Below are 14,803 nucleotides of genomic sequence, written 5' to 3'. Positions count from 1 at the left end.
GCGTTTAGTCGCTGAAGGCTATCACCCGGAATTCGCCTGGGTTTCCGGTCAAAAGGTCCGGTATTTACATCGATATTTTTTGCGGTGTACGTTGCTTTTGAGGAGCAATACGAGATTGATTCTTGGCCGGGAGAGGCAAGATCAATATCTCTGCAAAGACTGCGATAGAGGGGGGGATAATGGGCAGTTTCTCTATATGGCATTGGCTGATCGTTCTAGTCCTGATCGGCTTGCCATTGGTGTTTGTTCTAAGAGCAGCGCCAGCTGGCGGCAATCGCTTCGGAGAAATGCCGCCTCCGATGAATTTTACTGAAGCTATTTCGAGTTTCTTTCGAAATTATGTGAATTTTTCCGGCAGGGCCAGTCGCTCGGAGTTCTGGTATTCCTACCTCTTCCTTTTCATTGTCGGCGTCATTCTCGTCATAGTTGATGCCGTTGTGAAGAATGAAATTATCTCATCGATATGGAACCTGGCCGCCCTTCTGCCGACACTGGCCATGACCACCCGCCGGCTGCACGACATCAACCGAAGCGGTTGGCATCAGCTCCTGATGGGATTGTTTCCCATCGGTACCATCGCGCTGATCATTTGGTATTGCAAAAAGTCTGACGACACAGTGACGTTGAGTGAAATAGAGCGGGTTTTCAGGTAGACGCGACACAGGCATTCGGGCGCTTGATAGAATCGCGGGAGCGCCAAAGCCGCTGTCACTTGGAATTGCTCTACCCCAAACGCACAGCCGCCAGGTGCAGGGAAAATTCCGGGGCCTCCATCAATGCCTTGCAGCGGGCGAAGCGGCCGTCGGCATAGGCGCGGAAATCGTCGACCGGGTTGTTGTTGGCGAGCTGGATCAATCCCCATAGCGTCCACAACAGATCGCACATCGCCTTGTAGATGACGACCCGGCCGCGCTCCGCAGGCCTCGCCTCGCCGCCGAAATAGGCACGCATCAGCTCCTCGTCCTGGTCCGCGTCGAACTTGCCTTCGACGCTAAGGTCGCCGAGATCCCAGAGCGGGTCGTTCATCCCCGAATATTCCCAGTCGACGATCCACATCCGCTCGCCCGTATCGAGGAAGTTCTCGCATAGCGGGTCGCAATGGCAAGCGACAAGCGGCAGCGAATGGGCTGCCAGCGCCGAGCGCACGCTGTCGGCCTCGCGCACCACGTCGTGATAGCCGGCTGGCAGGGCGACGTCCTTGGTTGACAGCACTTTGAGATAGTCGTCGATCATCGCGAACAGCTCGAAGCGGAAGGGGAACACCGCACCGGAATTGTGCAGCTTGCGGAAGGCTTCGCCGGCGCGGGCGGGGCTGCCCGGCCTTTCCCTGAATTTCTCCGGCGACATCGTCTGCGCGCCAGCGATGAAGCGCGTCACCATCACGCCGGTGCCGGCCTCGGCATGCAGCACTTCCGGGCTGACCCCGGCCTTCGCTGCTTCGCGCGCGGCCACCGTTTCGTTGGCGCGGTTGATGTATTCCTCGGTGCCTTTGCCTGGAATGCGCAGGCAGAGATCGCCGGCCTTGAAGACGAGGTTGGTGAGGCCGCCAAGCCGGTCCAGTGGCCCGGTATAGCCGGCCAGCATGGGAATAGCGCCAAGCGCCGCTCGCACCTCGTCCATCGTCATGCCCCGTGTTTGCCTTCACGCCTTATTTATGGTCGGGACGGTTCCACAGTTTTCACCGTTTGGCTATGATCTGATCGAAGGCAACTCGATCAGGCGGCAAACCAACGATGACGGACGGTAAACAGCTGGGCGCGCTCAGCGCAGCCTATGCCGCGAAGCGGCCGGAGGAAGTGGCCGCCCTCTATGATCGCTGGTCGCAGACCTATGACGCCGATATGTCAGCCGCCGGTTACCGTCATCCGACGATCTGCCTCGCTCTGATCGCCCGCCATTTGCCGCGGGGCGCCGCACCGTTGCTCGATGCCGGCGCCGGCACAGGGCTCATCGGCGAATGGCTTGATATTACCGGCTATCCGCAAGTCGAGGCGCTGGACATCTCGCAAGGCATGCTGGATCAGGCCGCCCGCAAGGGCGTGTATACCGCGCTGCATTGCCTGGCGCTCGGTGGCCAGCTGCCCTTTGCCGACGATGCCTATGCCGGAATCGTTTCGGCCGGCGTCTTCACCTCAGGCCATGTCGGCGTTGAAGGGCTGGACGAATTGATCCGCGTCTGCCGCCCGGGCGGCGTGATCGTGCTGACGGTCAAGAACACGCTGTGGGATCAGGGCTTTGCCGCGCGCATCGCTGAACTCGAAGCGCAAGGCATCGTCACCCGCGCCGAGGAAACGCGCCCTTACGTCTCCATGCCGGGGGAGGCAGACACCGTGCCCAGCCGCGGTCTCGCCCTGCGGGTGAATTAGGCCTTCACTCTCTCCGCTGAAGGATCGTACATCGGCTCGAGATGGATTTTGGCCGGCGTCCGTTCCATCGCAACGACCAGCTCATAGTCGCCCCTGGTGAGAAAATCGTCGCTCACCCCGTCACCGTTGCGCACATAGCCATAGCCGATGTTCCTGCCCAGCGTGTAGCCATAGCCGCCGCTGGTGAGATAACCGACCGGTTCGCCATTGCGCAGGATGGTCTCGCGGCCAAGCAGCACGATTTCGGAATTGTCGACCGTGAAGCCGGCAAAACGCTTCTTCAACGGCGCGCCGCCAACCTTCTCGAGCGCCCGCCGTCCGACGAAATCGGTGTTCTTGCGCAACTTGACCGCCCAGCCGAGCCCGGCCTCCTGCGGCGTGTCGTTGGGCGTGATGTCGGAACCCCAGGCGCGATAGCCTTTTTCCAGCCGTAGCGATTCCAGCGCGCGGTAGCCGACCGGGCGGATGCCGTGCGTCTCGCCCGCCGTCATCAGCGCGTCGAAGACTTCGCCTGTCGCCGCGATCGGCACATGCAGTTCCCAGCCGAGCTCGCCGACATAGGTGACGCGCAGCGCTCGAACCGTGTGGCTGGCGATGGTGATCTCGCGAACATGGCCGAACGGGAAGCCGGCATTCGACACATCGGCCTCGCTCACCGCTGAAAGCACGTCGCGAGCACGCGGCCCCATCAGCGACAGCGTACCGAAATCCTCGGTGACGTCGGTCAGCCCGGCATCGAGGCCCTCGCCGATATGGTCGCTGATCCACGAGGCATCATGGGTGCGGAAACCGGTGCCGGTGACGATGTAGAATTTGTCCTCGGCCAGCCGCGCCACGGTCAGGTCGGCCTCGATGCCGCCGCGCGTGTTGAGAAGCTGCGTGTAGGTCAGCCGGCCGACCGGCTTGCTGACATCGTTGGCGCAGATCCAGTCCAGTGCCTTGGCGGCGTCGGGGCCGCTCAACTCGTATTTGGCGAAGGACGACTGGTCGAAGATGCCGACATGCTCGCGCACATGCCGGTGTTCGTCGCCGACCGCCGCGAACCAGTTCTGCCGGCCCATCGAATAGATGTCCTGCGGCTCGACGCCTTCGGGCGCGAACCAGTTAGGCCGCTCCCAGCCGAGCTTGGATCCAAACACGGCGCGCTGCTGTTTCAGCCTGTCGTAAAGCGGCGAGACGATGCGCGGCCTGCCTGACGCATACTCCTCGTGCGGGAAGCCGATCGTGTAATGCTTGCCATAGGCTTCCAGCGTGCGTTCGCGCACCCATTGTCGGTCGCGGTGCAGGTTGGAAAAGCGCCTGATGTCGACCACCCACAGGTCGAGCGGCGCCTCGCCATCGACCACCCACTGCGCCAATACCCAGCCGGCGCCGCCGCCCGAGGCGATGCCGAAGGCATTGAAGCCGGCGCCGACGAACATGTTGGCGCATTCGGGCGCTGTGCCGAGAATGAAATTGCCGTCCGGCGTGAAGCTTTCCGGCCCGTTGATCATCTGCTTGACGCCGACGGTTTCCAGCGCCGGCACGCGCGCGATCGCCTGGCTCATATGCTGCTCAAAGTGGTCGTAGTCGTCGTCGAACAGACGGAATTCCCAATCGTTGGGCACGTCGCCCCCGGGAAGACCGGTCGTCCATGCCTGTGGGTTCGGCTCGTAGCCGCCCATCACCAACCCGCCGACCTCCTCCTTGAAATAGGTGCGCCGGTCGGGATCGCGCAGCGTCGGCGCATCGGTCGCCAGCCCCGGAATCTTCTCGGTGATGATGTACTGGTGCTTGACCGGCTGCAGCGGCACGTTGATGCCGGCCATGGCGCCGACCTGCCGCGCCCATTGTCCGGCGCAGTTCACCACCTTGTCGCAGGCGATATCGCCCTGGTTGGTCTTCACCGCCGTGATGCGGCCATTCCTCATCTCGAAGCCGGTGACGCGGACATCCTCGAACAGCCTGGCGCCATGCATGCGCGCGCCCTTGGCCAGCGACTGGGTGATGTCGGAGGGGCTCGCCTGGCCGTCGGTCGGCAGCCAGGAGGCGCCGACGAGATCGCCGGTCTCCATCAGCGGCCACATCGCCTTGACCTCGGCCGGGGACAAAAGATGCATGTCCATGCCGAAGCTTTTCGCCGTCGTCGCCAGTCTTTTGTACTCGGTCCAGCGGTCGGCATTGGTGGCTAGCCGCAGGCAGCCGGTCATCTTCCAGCCGGTGGCAAGGCCGGTTTCGGCCTCCAGCCCCTTGTAGAGGTCGACCGAGTATTTGAGCACGCGGGTGATCGAGGCAGACGAGCGCAATTGCCCGACCAGGCCGGCGGCATGCCAGGTCGAGCCCGAGGTCAGCTTGCCCTGTTCGAGCAGCACGACGTCGGCCTTGTGGTCGCGCGCCAGATGATAGGCTGTCGAACAGCCGATGATGCCGCCGCCGATGACGACGACCGCGGCCTGGCTGGGCAAGGTCATGATTTCAGGATCCCGTATTTTGTCCGGTAGTTTTCCAGCGCCGCGTCGAGCCGAACCAGGTTTTCCTCGGTGTAGGCGACGTAGTCTATGCCGGGCGCGTCGAGATAGAGTTCCGACACCATGCTCCACATCGCCTCGCGCAACAGCGAGGCGCATTGCATGGCGGCGTGCGAGCGGCGGATTGCCTCGTCCGGCTCCTTCATGAAATAGGCGGTCAGGAAGGCGAAGGATTCCGCGTCGCTCATGCCGGCGTTGGAGGCGACGCCGGCAAGGTCGAACATGGCCGTGTTGAAGCCGGCATATTCGAAATCGATCAGCCACAGCCTGCTGCCGTCGTCGAGGATATTGGCCGGCAAAAGATCGTTGTGGCCAAAGACGATCGGCAGCAGTTTTTGCGCCCGCTCCAGTTCGTCGGCCAGCGTCAGCAGACGCGGCAAGTCGCTGCGCTTGCGGCTGCCGCCCTCTTCAAGCGTGCGTGCATAGTCGCGGATGACGTGGAACACCCAGAACATGAAGCCGGCGCCGGAAATATGGTTGGGCATCTCCCGATGGAAGCCGCGCATCAGCGCCGCGACGCGGCCAAGATTGGCGCGCACATCCGCGGCCAGATAGGTCCTGGCGCCAAGGAACGCCGTCACCATGATGCCCTGCTCGGAATAATGCACAGCCGGCGCGAAACCGGCGGCATGGGCCGCCCGCGCGGTCATCACCTCACGCTCACGGAAGACATGGTGGAAAGGATAATCCTGGCCGAAGCGCACGACATGCCGTCCGGCAGCGTCACTGACCACATAATTGGCGTTGCTCAGGCCGCCGGGCAGGGGGGCGATCTCGATGGCCCCGGTCCAGCAGGGCAGGGCGCGGATGCGATCTTCGACAATCACGGATTCATCCCTGGTTTGCTGAGCTTCGACTAAAGCGCGTTGCGTTGAAACAGATCCATGCGACGCGCTTTAGGTTCTTGTTTTTATGCATGTCGTTCTCCCAAAACCGAGGTCACTTTTGGGCGACATGCATTAAGCGCCTTGGACAGCGCAACGACGGCGGGGAGAAACGCAAATAATCTCGTCGGTGCGGGACGCCAGGATTGGTATCCCGCACCGCACCGACGAGCCCCTTGGCCAGGTTTTTGATCCCGGCATCCGCCCCCGCGGATCTCTGAATTCCTTGCGCCAGACGCATTCAAGGCGGCCTGGTCAGTGAGTTGCGGCTCTGCCATCGCCCTCCCGTTTTGCAGCTCCGAACCCCTGTTGATGCCTGGATTTCACGCCAGGGTTGCCCGGTTGTCAACAAAAACATGTGACTTTTTTTGGGTGTTTTGCCCGAAAGCAGCCTCCAATCCCTTTAAAAGCACTTGAATTACCTTAAAACCGGTCAAAACTCGAAGTCCGGGAAAACCAAATGGTCCATTCCAAACGCCACGGCGAAATCCTGCGGCTGCTGCAGGAAGAGGGAACCGTCACCATCGCCAGTCTGGCTGATCGGCTGGGTGTTTCGCTGGAAACCGTGCGCCGCGACGTCAAGCCGCTCACCAGCGATGGCTCGGTTCTGAAGATGCATGGCGCCATCGGCCTGCCGTCGATGATCGGCGAAGCGCCGTTCGAACGGCGCATGCGCGAGAATGCCGATGCCAAGCGCGTCATTGCCCGCATGGTCGCAGCCACCATCCGCGACGGCGAATCGGTCATGCTCGACACCGGCACCACGACCTCGTTCCTGGCGCGGGAACTGCTCGGCCACCGGCGCCTGACGGTCGTCACCAACTCGTCTGATATCGCCCGCACGCTGGCCACCATCAACGGCAACAAGGTCTATATGGCCGGCGGCGAACTGCGCAGCGATTCCGGTGCTGCGTTCGGCACCTCGGCCATCGAGTTCGTCAGCCGCTTCTCGGTCAGCCATGCCATCATTTCCACCGGCGCCGTCGATGCGGTGACCGGTGTCATGGACTATGATCTGGAAGAGTCGGAATTCGCCCGCATGGTGCTGTCGCGCGGCCAGCGTTCGCTTGTCATCACCGACCACACCAAATTCGGTCGCCAGGGCCTGGTCCAGGTCTGCGGCTTCGACGGATTTTCCGAACTCGCGACCGACCGCTCGCCGCCGCATGACATCGCCGCCGCCCTGGCGCAGGCCGGTGCGCGGCTCAGCATCGCCGGCGGCGAAGCCGGGTTCTGAGCCAAGGTGTGTTGAGAGTCAGGTTAGGCCGAGTCGGCACCGGAAGCACGGAAAGCCGCCATTTGCGGGCCGGCATCGCATGAGTATCAACATATTCAGCTGAGTTCTTGGGCAAGTCCGATGAGAAGCCCTTCAGGGCCACGGATGTAGCAGAGCCGATACACGTCTTTATACTGGGCGACTTCGCCTACGAGCTGCGCGCCGCGCGTGCGGAGCCTTTCAAGCGTCTCGTCGATGTCGTCCACGGTGAACATGACGCGCAGGTAGCCGAGCGCGTTGACCGGGGCGTTTCGGTGATCCGCGACGACAGGCGGCGTGAGGAAGCGGGAGAGCTCGAGCCGGCTGTGGCCGTCCGGTGTGCGCATCATGGCAATCTCGACATGCTGATCGCCCAGTCCGGTGACACGTCCGGCCCATTCCCCTTCGATCATGGCCTGTCCTTCGAGCTCGAGGCCGAGTTCGCGAAAGAAATCAATCGTCCCTCCGAGGTCTTCGACGACGATTCCTACGTTGTCCATCCGCTTGAGCGCCATGTTTCCAATCTCCAAGGTGTCGTTCCAATCTACAAGGCGTCGACTGGTCCAACAACGGCGGTGCTATGCGGGCAAGGCGCGAAAACTCATCCTGAAGCAGGCGCCGCTCGGCTGGCCGTCGAAAATCTCGATGCGCCCGCCATGCAGTTGCATGATTTCCTGCACCAGGTTGAGGCCGAGCCCGGCGCCATGATCCTGGGGACGCAGCCGATAGAAAGGCTCGAAGATGCGTTCGCGCTCGCCTAGTGGCACGCCGTCGCCTTCGTCCCGCACCTCGATGACGGCGGGCGCGATGACGCCGACGGTGATCTTGCCCGCGCGGCCGCCATGCTCGATGGCGTTCTGGACGATGTTGGTCACGGCGCGTTCGATGGCGGTGCGATCGCCGCTGGCGAAAACCGTTTCCCGTTCCGGCTCGAACGACATCTCGTACCCGGCCGAGAAGGCCATCGGCGCGAGGTCGACGATGACGCCGCGCGCGATGGCCACGAGGTCGACTTTCTCGAAGGATGCGGCTTGCCGGTCGAGGCGCTGCAGGTCGAGCAACTGGTCGGTCAGCGTTGAAAGCCGTGCTGCATCCTGCAGCAGCCGTGCCCGCTCGGGTGTTGCCGGCAGCGAAGCCAGGCGTGTGTTGAGGATGGCGACCGGTGTCCTCAGTTCATGGGCGGCATCGGTCAGGAAACGCTTGTGGCGTTCATAGCCTTTGTCGAGCCGCGCAAGGGCGGCGTTCACCGCTTTCACCAGCGGCGTCACCTCCATCGGCACGTCCTTCAGCGGCAGCTGCACGCCGCGCTGGTCGATGTCGATGCGTTCGGCCTCGGCGGCCGCATGGCCAAGGCCCGACAGCGCGCCGCGCACCACCCAGGGCGTCGCGAACAGCGTGGCCAGCGCCATCAGTCCGGCGAGCGGCAATATGCCCTGCAGGAAGAACTGCGGCGCCTGTCCGAGCAGACGCAGCAGTGAAAGCCCGCCCTTGGTGCCGGTGAAGATCTGGACGTTGCCGGCAGCGGTGTCGGTCCAGCGGATCTTCCCCTCCGGCGGCGCGCTTTGGCCGATTGTATGGTCGATACGCGCATCGCTGATGGTGTCCAGCAGCCCGACGAAAGGCTGGAAGATGGCTGGCACCGTGCCCTCCTGCAGCCGCTGCCCCTGCTTGTCGCGGATGATGAACCAGAGGTCGTGGACATCGGATCGCAGCTTCGTCAGATCCGAGGTCTCGCGCAGGACAAGCTTGCCGCCCGCATCGCGCGCCACCGCGTCCGCCAGCACGTCCATCGTACCGTCCTCATAGTCGTGTGGAATGAGGCCGGTGGCCAGCATGGCGCCGAGAATGCCGACGATGATCAGCGTCAGCATCGCGCATTGCAGCAAGGCAATGCGCAGCACCAGGCTCCATTTGAGCGAACGCGGGCGTTTGATACTCATCGCTCGGCGCTCACGTCGTTTCGCGCAGGAGATAGCCGACGCCGCGAATGCCGTTGATCGTCACCCCGGCATCGGCGTCGGCTAGCTTGCGGCGCAGACGCGAGACATGGGTGTCGAGCGCGTTGGACTGGATTTCGTCGTCGAGGCCGAACACCGCTTCCATCAACGCCTCGCGCTGCACCATGCGGCCGGTGCGTCGCATCAGCGCCTCCAGCACCAGGAGTTCGCGCCGCGGCAGGCTGAGCGGCTCGCCGCGGATTGCAGCCTCGCGATGTCCGACATCGAGTACAAGAAGCCCGGCGCGGATGAATTGCGACTGCATCGGCGCCGGCCGCCTGAGCAGCGCGCGCAAGCGGGCCAGCAATTCCTCGAAGGCGAACGGCTTTGCCAGATAGTCGTCCGCGCCCATGTCCAGCCCGTCGACCTTGTCAGACGTTTCGCCCTTCGCCGTCAGCACCAGAACGGGCGTCGTGTTCTTCGCCGCGCGCAATCTCGGCACCAGCGGCAGCCCGTCGCCGTCAGGCAATTGGCGGTCGAGCAGGATGACGTCGTAGCTGTCGACGGCAATGAAGCCCTCCGCCTCCAGCAATGTGCCGGCGTGATCGACCACCATGTCGTGACGTTTCAGCGCTGCACGCAGCGCCGAGACCATTTCGGGCTCGTCCTCGACCAGCAAGATACGCATCCACCATCCCCAGGTATTCACATCGCTTCGGGCGCTACCGCGCCAACATTGCGTAGACATGGCAAAGCCGAATGGACCGAGGCCGGCAAGTTCTTTCTTTGCGCCGGCGATGTTGCGCAATGTCTATGCAATCCAGTCCCGGCAAACAGCGCCGGTCGGCAGGAACCGCCCATGCCGGCGTCAAGGCGTCGGGCCCGGATATGCAGCAACAGGTTCGGGTCCGGCGCCGAAACGAAATCAAACGCGACACCAAACTGGTTGGCGTGCTGTCGTCGGGAATTGAGGTTGGTTATGTCTGCAAATGATGCTCTGTCTTTTCTCATGGCGTGGACACCGTGGCACCGTTCAGGGTCGGCTCCGTCACGCCATCCAGTTCCAGCCTGGCGGCCTTGATGACGCGCGACATCGGTCCCGAGACTGGCCCCGTGCTGGAGCTCGGTCCCGGAACCGGTCCGTTCACACGGGCGCTGCTGTCACGCGGGGTGAGGGAAGAGGATCTGACGTTGATCGAATCCGATCCGGATTTTGCGGCACTGCTTATGCGGCGCTTTCCCGCCGCCCGTATTTTCGAAATGGATGCCGTCGGTCTGCGCCATCTGTCGCTATTCCAGAATCCGGTGGTTGGTGCTGCTGTCAGCGGGTTGCCCTTCCGCCTGATTTCGCCGCGCAAGACGCTTGCCATCCTCGAAGGCGTCTTCGCCAACCTGCGCCCCGGCGGGGCGCTCTATCAGTTCACGCTCGGCCGGCGCTGCCCGTTCGACCAGTCGCTGCTCGACCGGCTCGATCTCGAGGTGACGCGGGTCGGCCATACCTTTCGCAATTTCCCGCCGGCAACGGTCTATCGCGTCGCCAGGATCAAGACGCTGGGAATCTATGATTGGCGCTTCGCATGACAGGTCCCATGACAGGTCCATTGTCGGCCATTCTCGACTTAGGCCTGGTCGGCGTCTTCTGCCTCGCCTTCACCGAAAAAATCCTGCCGATCCCGCCCTCGCATGTGCTGCTGCTGTTCCTCGGCATGACGGCGGCGCCGGATGTGTCCACACTGGCGATCCTGCTGGCGGTGACGACGCTTGCCTCCTTTTCCGGCTGCCTTGTCTGGTATGGGGTCGGCCGCCGGATCGGATTTGACCGTGCCGACAGGCTGATCGAACGTGCCGGCAGATATGTCTTCCTGCGCCCTGCGACCTACCGCAAGCTTGGCCAGGCCTACCGGCGCAATCATGTCCGAGTGTCCTTGCTGGCGCAGTTCATCCCGACCGTGCGCAATTACCTGCCGATCGCGGCCGGTGCGCTTTGCCTGCCCGCTCTGCCCTTCGCGGCCGCGACGCTGCTCGGCGCCACGCTGTGGAACTTCGGCTTTCTCGTAACCGGCTATCTCCTGCACGGCAGTGGCCAGGATACCTTCACGGTGGGCTTCCGCATCATTGTCGTCGTCGTGGCGCTGGAGACGGCCTTCATGCTGGCGCTGCGCTATGGCCCCGCATGCCGGCGGCGCATCAGGCTGATGCTCGGCTGAGCGTCAGCTCGCCAGTCATGGGATAAGCTCCGCCATCGGCTTTCCTTCGCTCGGCCGCCGGTGTTTAGTCCGGCCATGGCCTTCACCATCCGCCAGTTGCAGTTCTTCATCGCCGTCGCCGAGCAAGGCACGGTGTCGGGCGCCGCACAGAACCTCTCCATTTCGCAATCGTCGGTCACCGAAGCGATCAAGGAACTCGAAAGCGATCTCGGCGTCGAATTGTTCGAGCGCCATCCGCGTGGCCTCAACATCACCCACAAGGGCCACCAGTTCCTGCGCCACGCGACCAAGATCCTCGCCGACGTGTCGGACGCGCGCCGCTCCTTCTCCGGCGAGCAGGCGGTGGCGGGCGGTCGGCTGCAGCTCGGCGTCACCTCTTTGGTCGCCGGCTATGTGCTGTCGGATCTGCTTTCCCGCTACCGCCGCGCCTATCCGGGCGTCGAGGTCTCGGCCATCGAGGACAATGGCGACTACCTCGAACATCTGCTGATCGGTGGCAAGCTCGACATCGCCGTTATGGTCACCTCGAACCTGCGTGACCGCACCGCGCTGCAGTCGGAAATCCTCGAGGTCTCGGCCTACCGTCTGTGGCTGCCGCTCGGCCATCCGCTCGCCAGCGCCGACATTATCAGCATTGGCGATATCGCCGGCGAGCCGCTGATCATGCTGACTGTCGACGAGATCGAGGAGAACACCGGCAAGCTGCTGACGGCGATCGGCGCCAAGCCGCATGTCGCCTTCCGCACCCGCTCGGTCGAAGCGGTGCGCAGCCTGGTCGCCACCGGCGCCGGCGTGGCGCTTTTGCCCGACCTCGTCTACCGGCCATGGTCGCTGGAAGGCGACCGCATCGAATCGCGCGATGTTTCCGGCTCCTTGCCGGTGGTGCAGGTCGGCATGGTCTGGCGGCGCGGCTCCGGCCTGCCGCAGGCGGCGCGCGATTTCATCGGCCTTGCCCAGTCGCAGCGGACGGTCCGCCAGCGCCCCTGATTGAAGAGTGCCAACCTATCGGAAAAACCGATATCGCCTTTCTGATAAATGAATTTGCGAAACCGGAATTTTCCAAGCACCTTCCGTTCCAAGAACCAAAGCCGCCACAAGAGCGACATCAAGTCCACAGGACGAACCGGCAGTTTTACAGTCCGCGCGTGATCTGGCGAAAACCGGAGCGGTTTCGGGGTCATCCGCCAAAATGGGAGATCGATGATGAATTCATTCCTGAAGTCATGCACTGCGCTGACGGTCGCGCTGACCTTCTCGGGTCAGGCCATCGCCCAGGTCAAGGAACTCGGCAAGGGCGAAGGCCAGGTCAACATCGTTGCCTGGCCTGGCTATATCGAGCGCGGCGAGACCGACAAGGGCTATGACTGGGTCACTGCCTTCGAAAAGGAGAGCGGCTGCAAGGTAAACGTCAAGACCGCCAACACTTCGGACGAGATGGTCTCGCTGATGAACGAGGGCGGCTTCGACCTCGTCACGGCTTCCGGAGATGCCTCGCTGCGCCTGGTCGCCGGCAAGCGCGTGCAGCCGATCAACACCGATCTCGTTCCGAGCTGGAAGGCGGTCGACGACCGGCTGAAGGACGCACCCTGGTTCACCGTCGACAAGGTCCATTACGGCGTTCCCTATCAGTGGGGCCCCAACATCCTGATGTACAACACCGAAGTGTTCAAGGAAGCGCCGAAGAGCTGGAACATCGTCTTCGAGGAGATGAAGCTGCCGGACGGCAAGTCCAACAAGGGCCGCGTCCAGGCCTATGACGGGCCGATCCACATCGCCGACGCCGCCAACTATCTGATGTTCCACAAGCCGGAACTCGGCATCAAGGACCCCTACGAGCTGAACGAGGACCAGTACAAGGCGGCACTCGACCTGCTGCGCGTCCAGCGCACCCTGGTCGGCCGCTACTGGCATGACGCCGCCATCCAGGTCGACGATTTCCAGAATGAAGGCGTCGTCGCCTCGGGCTCGTGGCCGTATCAGGTCAATACGCTGGTTGCCGCCAAGAAGCCGGTTGCCTCGACCGTGCCGGAAGAAGGCGTCACTGGCTGGGCCGACACCACCATGATGGAAGCCGACGCGGCTCACCCGAACTGCGCCTATATGTGGCTCGAGCATTCGCTGTCACCCAAGGTGCAGGGCGACGTCTCGGCCTGGTTCGGCTCGCTCCCCGTGGTGCCCGCCGCCTGCAAGGGCAACGAACTGCTCGGCGAGGAAGGCTGCAAGACCAACGGCTACGACAATTTCGACAAGATCAAGTTCTGGAAGACGCCGGTCTCGAAATGCGCCACCCAGAACAACCAGTGCGTGCCTTATTACCGCTGGGTGTCGGACTATATCGGCGTCATCGGCGGACGGTAACGCCATACCCTCCCTTTGTGGGGAGGGCCGACGTGTAGCGTCGGGGTGGGGCCTGTCCGATAGGTCCGCACCATCACCCCACCCGCGGCTTCGCCGCGACCTCCCCCATCATCGAGGGGGAGGTGAAGCGGCGCGTGAATTCGTCCTTGTTTGACCCGGCAAAAACAGACTGACAGCCCATGACCTCTGCCGTCTCCTTCCAGAAAGTCTCGCGCCATTTCGGCAGCGTTCGCGCCGTCGACGCGGTCGATCTCGACATTGCGCCGGGCGAGTTCTTCGCCATGCTCGGGCCGTCCGGATCCGGCAAGACCACCTGTCTGCGCCTGATCGCCGGCTTCGAGCAGCCGACGGCGGGTTCGATCTCGATCTTCGGCGAACGCGCTGAGGGCGTGCCGCCCTATCGCCGCAACGTCAACACCGTCTTCCAGGACTATGCGTTGTTCCCGCATCTGAACGTGCTCGACAACGTCGCCTACGGGCTGATGGTCAAGGGCGTCGGCAAGGCCATGCGGCACAAGGCAGCTGAGGAAGCTCTGTCGCTGGTGCGGCTGCCCGGCTATGGCGCCCGCCGCCCCGGCCAGTTGTCCGGTGGCCAGCGCCAGCGCGTCGCGCTCGCCCGCGCGCTGGTCAACCAGCCCAAAGTGCTGCTGCTCGACGAGCCGCTCGGAGCGCTCGACCTCAAGCTGCGCGAAAACATGCAGGAAGAGCTGAAATCGCTGCAGAAGGCGCTCGGCATCACCTTCGTCTTCGTCACCCATGATCAGGGCGAGGCGCTGTCGATGGCCGACCGCGTCGCCGTCTTCAACGATGGCAGGATCATGCAGATCGGCACACCGGAGGACATCTATCAGCGCCCGAAGACGCGTTTCGTCGCCGATTTCGTCGGCTCCTCCAACGTGCTGCCGCCGGACTTCGTCCAGCGCTATTCCGGCCAGCATCGCTGGGGCAGTTTGCGCCCCGAATCCATTCGCGTTGGCCGCGCCGCAAGCGGCGAAGGTGTCGCCGCTCGCCTCATCTCGACCAATTATCTCGGCGCCACCACCAGGCTGGCGCTCGATGCCGACGGATTGAAGCTGCACGCCATTGTGCCGGCGGGCACGGCCCTGCCGGCAGAGGGCGAAGCGGTCGTGCTCACCTTCAACCGCGAGCATCTGCATCTGATGGACGAGCCGGCATGAGCCTCGACGCCACCATGCCGCGCGCCACGGCTCCCGCCATCTTGCCCGGCAGCGGCGGCATGCGTGGTGCGCTCTCGGACCTGTTCTGGCGCCGGCCGCAATTGCTTCTCC

The 14,803-nt window shown here is 63.3% G+C and carries 14 protein-coding genes and 1 pseudogene; 9 read left to right on the top strand and 6 right to left on the bottom strand.

Annotation, left to right across the window (positions count from 1 at the left end; translation table 11 throughout):
• Nucleotides 1-179: 179 nt before the first annotated feature.
• Nucleotides 180-653: a DUF805 domain-containing protein gene (locus AC1DX0_RS08100; RefSeq protein ID WP_477223151.1), complete on the top strand. Its 474-nt coding sequence runs from the start codon at nt 180-182 to the stop codon at nt 651-653.
• A 70-nt stretch (nt 654-723) separates the two neighbouring features.
• On the opposite strand, the gene AC1DX0_RS08095 is transcribed toward AC1DX0_RS08100, so the two are convergent.
• Nucleotides 724-1,626, bottom strand: a complete 903-nt coding sequence (locus AC1DX0_RS08095) for a phosphotransferase (RefSeq protein ID WP_477223150.1) — start codon at nt 1,624-1,626, stop codon at nt 724-726.
• Nucleotides 1,627-1,733: 107 nt separating this feature from the next.
• On the opposite strand from AC1DX0_RS08095, the gene AC1DX0_RS08090 reads away from it, so the two are divergent.
• Nucleotides 1,734-2,366 (top strand): class I SAM-dependent DNA methyltransferase, encoded by a 633-nt coding sequence (locus AC1DX0_RS08090; protein WP_477223149.1) that lies wholly within the window; start codon nt 1,734-1,736, stop codon nt 2,364-2,366.
• Here AC1DX0_RS08090 and AC1DX0_RS08085 read toward each other — a convergent pair.
• Nucleotides 2,363-4,816, bottom strand: coding sequence for a GcvT family protein (locus tag AC1DX0_RS08085; protein WP_477223148.1), 2,454 nt, complete (start codon nt 4,814-4,816; stop codon nt 2,363-2,365). The two genes, AC1DX0_RS08090 and AC1DX0_RS08085, sit on opposite strands and share 4 nt — an antisense overlap.
• On the bottom strand, nt 4,813-5,700 hold the full coding sequence (locus AC1DX0_RS08080; protein ID WP_477223147.1) for a phosphotransferase: 888 nt from the start codon (nt 5,698-5,700) through the stop codon (nt 4,813-4,815). Before AC1DX0_RS08080 ends, AC1DX0_RS08085 begins: the two co-directional genes overlap by 4 nt.
• 517 nt (nt 5,701-6,217) lie before the next feature.
• On the opposite strand from AC1DX0_RS08080, the gene AC1DX0_RS08075 reads away from it, so the two are divergent.
• Nucleotides 6,218-6,994, top strand: coding sequence for a DeoR/GlpR family DNA-binding transcription regulator (locus AC1DX0_RS08075; RefSeq protein WP_477223146.1), 777 nt, complete (start codon nt 6,218-6,220; stop codon nt 6,992-6,994).
• A 95-nt stretch (nt 6,995-7,089) separates the two neighbouring features.
• Here the strand turns inward: AC1DX0_RS08075 and AC1DX0_RS08070 are convergent, their stop codons facing one another.
• The 3 genes from AC1DX0_RS08070 to AC1DX0_RS08060 form a co-directional block, all read right to left on the bottom strand.
• Complete coding sequence (locus tag AC1DX0_RS08070) at nt 7,090-7,527, bottom strand: VOC family protein (RefSeq protein WP_477223145.1); 438 nt, start codon at nt 7,525-7,527, stop codon at nt 7,090-7,092.
• Between the two features lie 63 nt (nt 7,528-7,590).
• On the bottom strand, nt 7,591-8,952 hold the full coding sequence (locus tag AC1DX0_RS08065) for a sensor histidine kinase (RefSeq protein WP_477223144.1): 1,362 nt from the start codon (nt 8,950-8,952) through the stop codon (nt 7,591-7,593).
• Nucleotides 8,953-8,962: 10 nt separating this feature from the next.
• Nucleotides 8,963-9,637 (bottom strand): response regulator transcription factor, encoded by a 675-nt coding sequence (locus tag AC1DX0_RS08060; RefSeq protein ID WP_477223143.1) that lies wholly within the window; start codon nt 9,635-9,637, stop codon nt 8,963-8,965.
• Between the two features lie 335 nt (nt 9,638-9,972).
• Here AC1DX0_RS08060 and AC1DX0_RS08055 point away from each other — a divergent pair, with 335 nt between their 5' ends.
• The 6 genes and pseudogenes from AC1DX0_RS08055 to AC1DX0_RS08030 form a co-directional block, all read left to right on the top strand.
• Entirely contained in the window at nt 9,973-10,530 is a 558-nt protein-coding gene (locus AC1DX0_RS08055; protein WP_477223141.1) for a class I SAM-dependent methyltransferase, read from the top strand.
• 8 nt (nt 10,531-10,538) lie between these two features.
• The gene (locus tag AC1DX0_RS08050; protein WP_477223140.1) at nt 10,539-11,156 is read left to right on the top strand and encodes a DedA family protein; all 618 of its coding nucleotides are present in this window, start codon (nt 10,539-10,541) and stop codon (nt 11,154-11,156) included.
• 75 nt (nt 11,157-11,231) lie between these two features.
• The gene (locus AC1DX0_RS08045) at nt 11,232-12,143 is read left to right on the top strand and encodes a LysR family transcriptional regulator (RefSeq protein ID WP_477223139.1); all 912 of its coding nucleotides are present in this window, start codon (nt 11,232-11,234) and stop codon (nt 12,141-12,143) included.
• A gap of 216 nt (nt 12,144-12,359) precedes the next feature.
• Nucleotides 12,360-13,514: an ABC transporter substrate-binding protein gene (locus AC1DX0_RS08040; protein ID WP_477223138.1), complete on the top strand. Its 1,155-nt coding sequence runs from the start codon at nt 12,360-12,362 to the stop codon at nt 13,512-13,514.
• A 179-nt stretch (nt 13,515-13,693) separates the two neighbouring features.
• Nucleotides 13,694-14,692: an ABC transporter ATP-binding protein gene (locus tag AC1DX0_RS08035; protein WP_477223137.1), complete on the top strand. Its 999-nt coding sequence runs from the start codon at nt 13,694-13,696 to the stop codon at nt 14,690-14,692.
• Nucleotides 14,689-14,803: pseudogene (locus tag AC1DX0_RS08030) on the top strand (ABC transporter permease); the annotation flags it as partial. The gene AC1DX0_RS08035 and the pseudogene AC1DX0_RS08030, both read left to right, overlap by 4 nt.

The organism is Mesorhizobium sp. P3_A9 (assembly GCF_056402975.1).
Note: the sequence above shows the minus strand (reverse complement) of the source record. Positions and strands in the feature narration are given on the sequence as shown.

What these genes read in the sequence shown, in the direction of transcription:
- AC1DX0_RS08065 (WP_477223144.1), bottom strand. Translation starts at nt 8,952, where the DNA reads ATGAGTATCAAACGCCCGCGTTCGCTCAAATGGAGCCTGGTGCTGCGC.
- AC1DX0_RS08100 (WP_477223151.1), top strand. Translation starts at nt 180, where the DNA reads ATGGGCAGTTTCTCTATATGGCATTGGCTGATCGTTCTAGTCCTGATC.
- AC1DX0_RS08075 (WP_477223146.1), top strand. Translation starts at nt 6,218, where the DNA reads ATGGTCCATTCCAAACGCCACGGCGAAATCCTGCGGCTGCTGCAGGAA.
- AC1DX0_RS08050 (WP_477223140.1), top strand. Translation starts at nt 10,539, where the DNA reads ATGACAGGTCCATTGTCGGCCATTCTCGACTTAGGCCTGGTCGGCGTC.
- AC1DX0_RS08095 (WP_477223150.1), bottom strand. Translation starts at nt 1,626, where the DNA reads ATGACGATGGACGAGGTGCGAGCGGCGCTTGGCGCTATTCCCATGCTG.
- AC1DX0_RS08085 (WP_477223148.1), bottom strand. Translation starts at nt 4,816, where the DNA reads ATGACCTTGCCCAGCCAGGCCGCGGTCGTCGTCATCGGCGGCGGCATC.
- AC1DX0_RS08070 (WP_477223145.1), bottom strand. Translation starts at nt 7,527, where the DNA reads ATGGCGCTCAAGCGGATGGACAACGTAGGAATCGTCGTCGAAGACCTC.
- AC1DX0_RS08060 (WP_477223143.1), bottom strand. Translation starts at nt 9,637, where the DNA reads ATGCGTATCTTGCTGGTCGAGGACGAGCCCGAAATGGTCTCGGCGCTG.
- AC1DX0_RS08090 (WP_477223149.1), top strand. Translation starts at nt 1,734, where the DNA reads ATGACGGACGGTAAACAGCTGGGCGCGCTCAGCGCAGCCTATGCCGCG.
- AC1DX0_RS08045 (WP_477223139.1), top strand. Translation starts at nt 11,232, where the DNA reads ATGGCCTTCACCATCCGCCAGTTGCAGTTCTTCATCGCCGTCGCCGAG.
- AC1DX0_RS08040 (WP_477223138.1), top strand. Translation starts at nt 12,360, where the DNA reads ATGAATTCATTCCTGAAGTCATGCACTGCGCTGACGGTCGCGCTGACC.
- AC1DX0_RS08035 (WP_477223137.1), top strand. Translation starts at nt 13,694, where the DNA reads ATGACCTCTGCCGTCTCCTTCCAGAAAGTCTCGCGCCATTTCGGCAGC.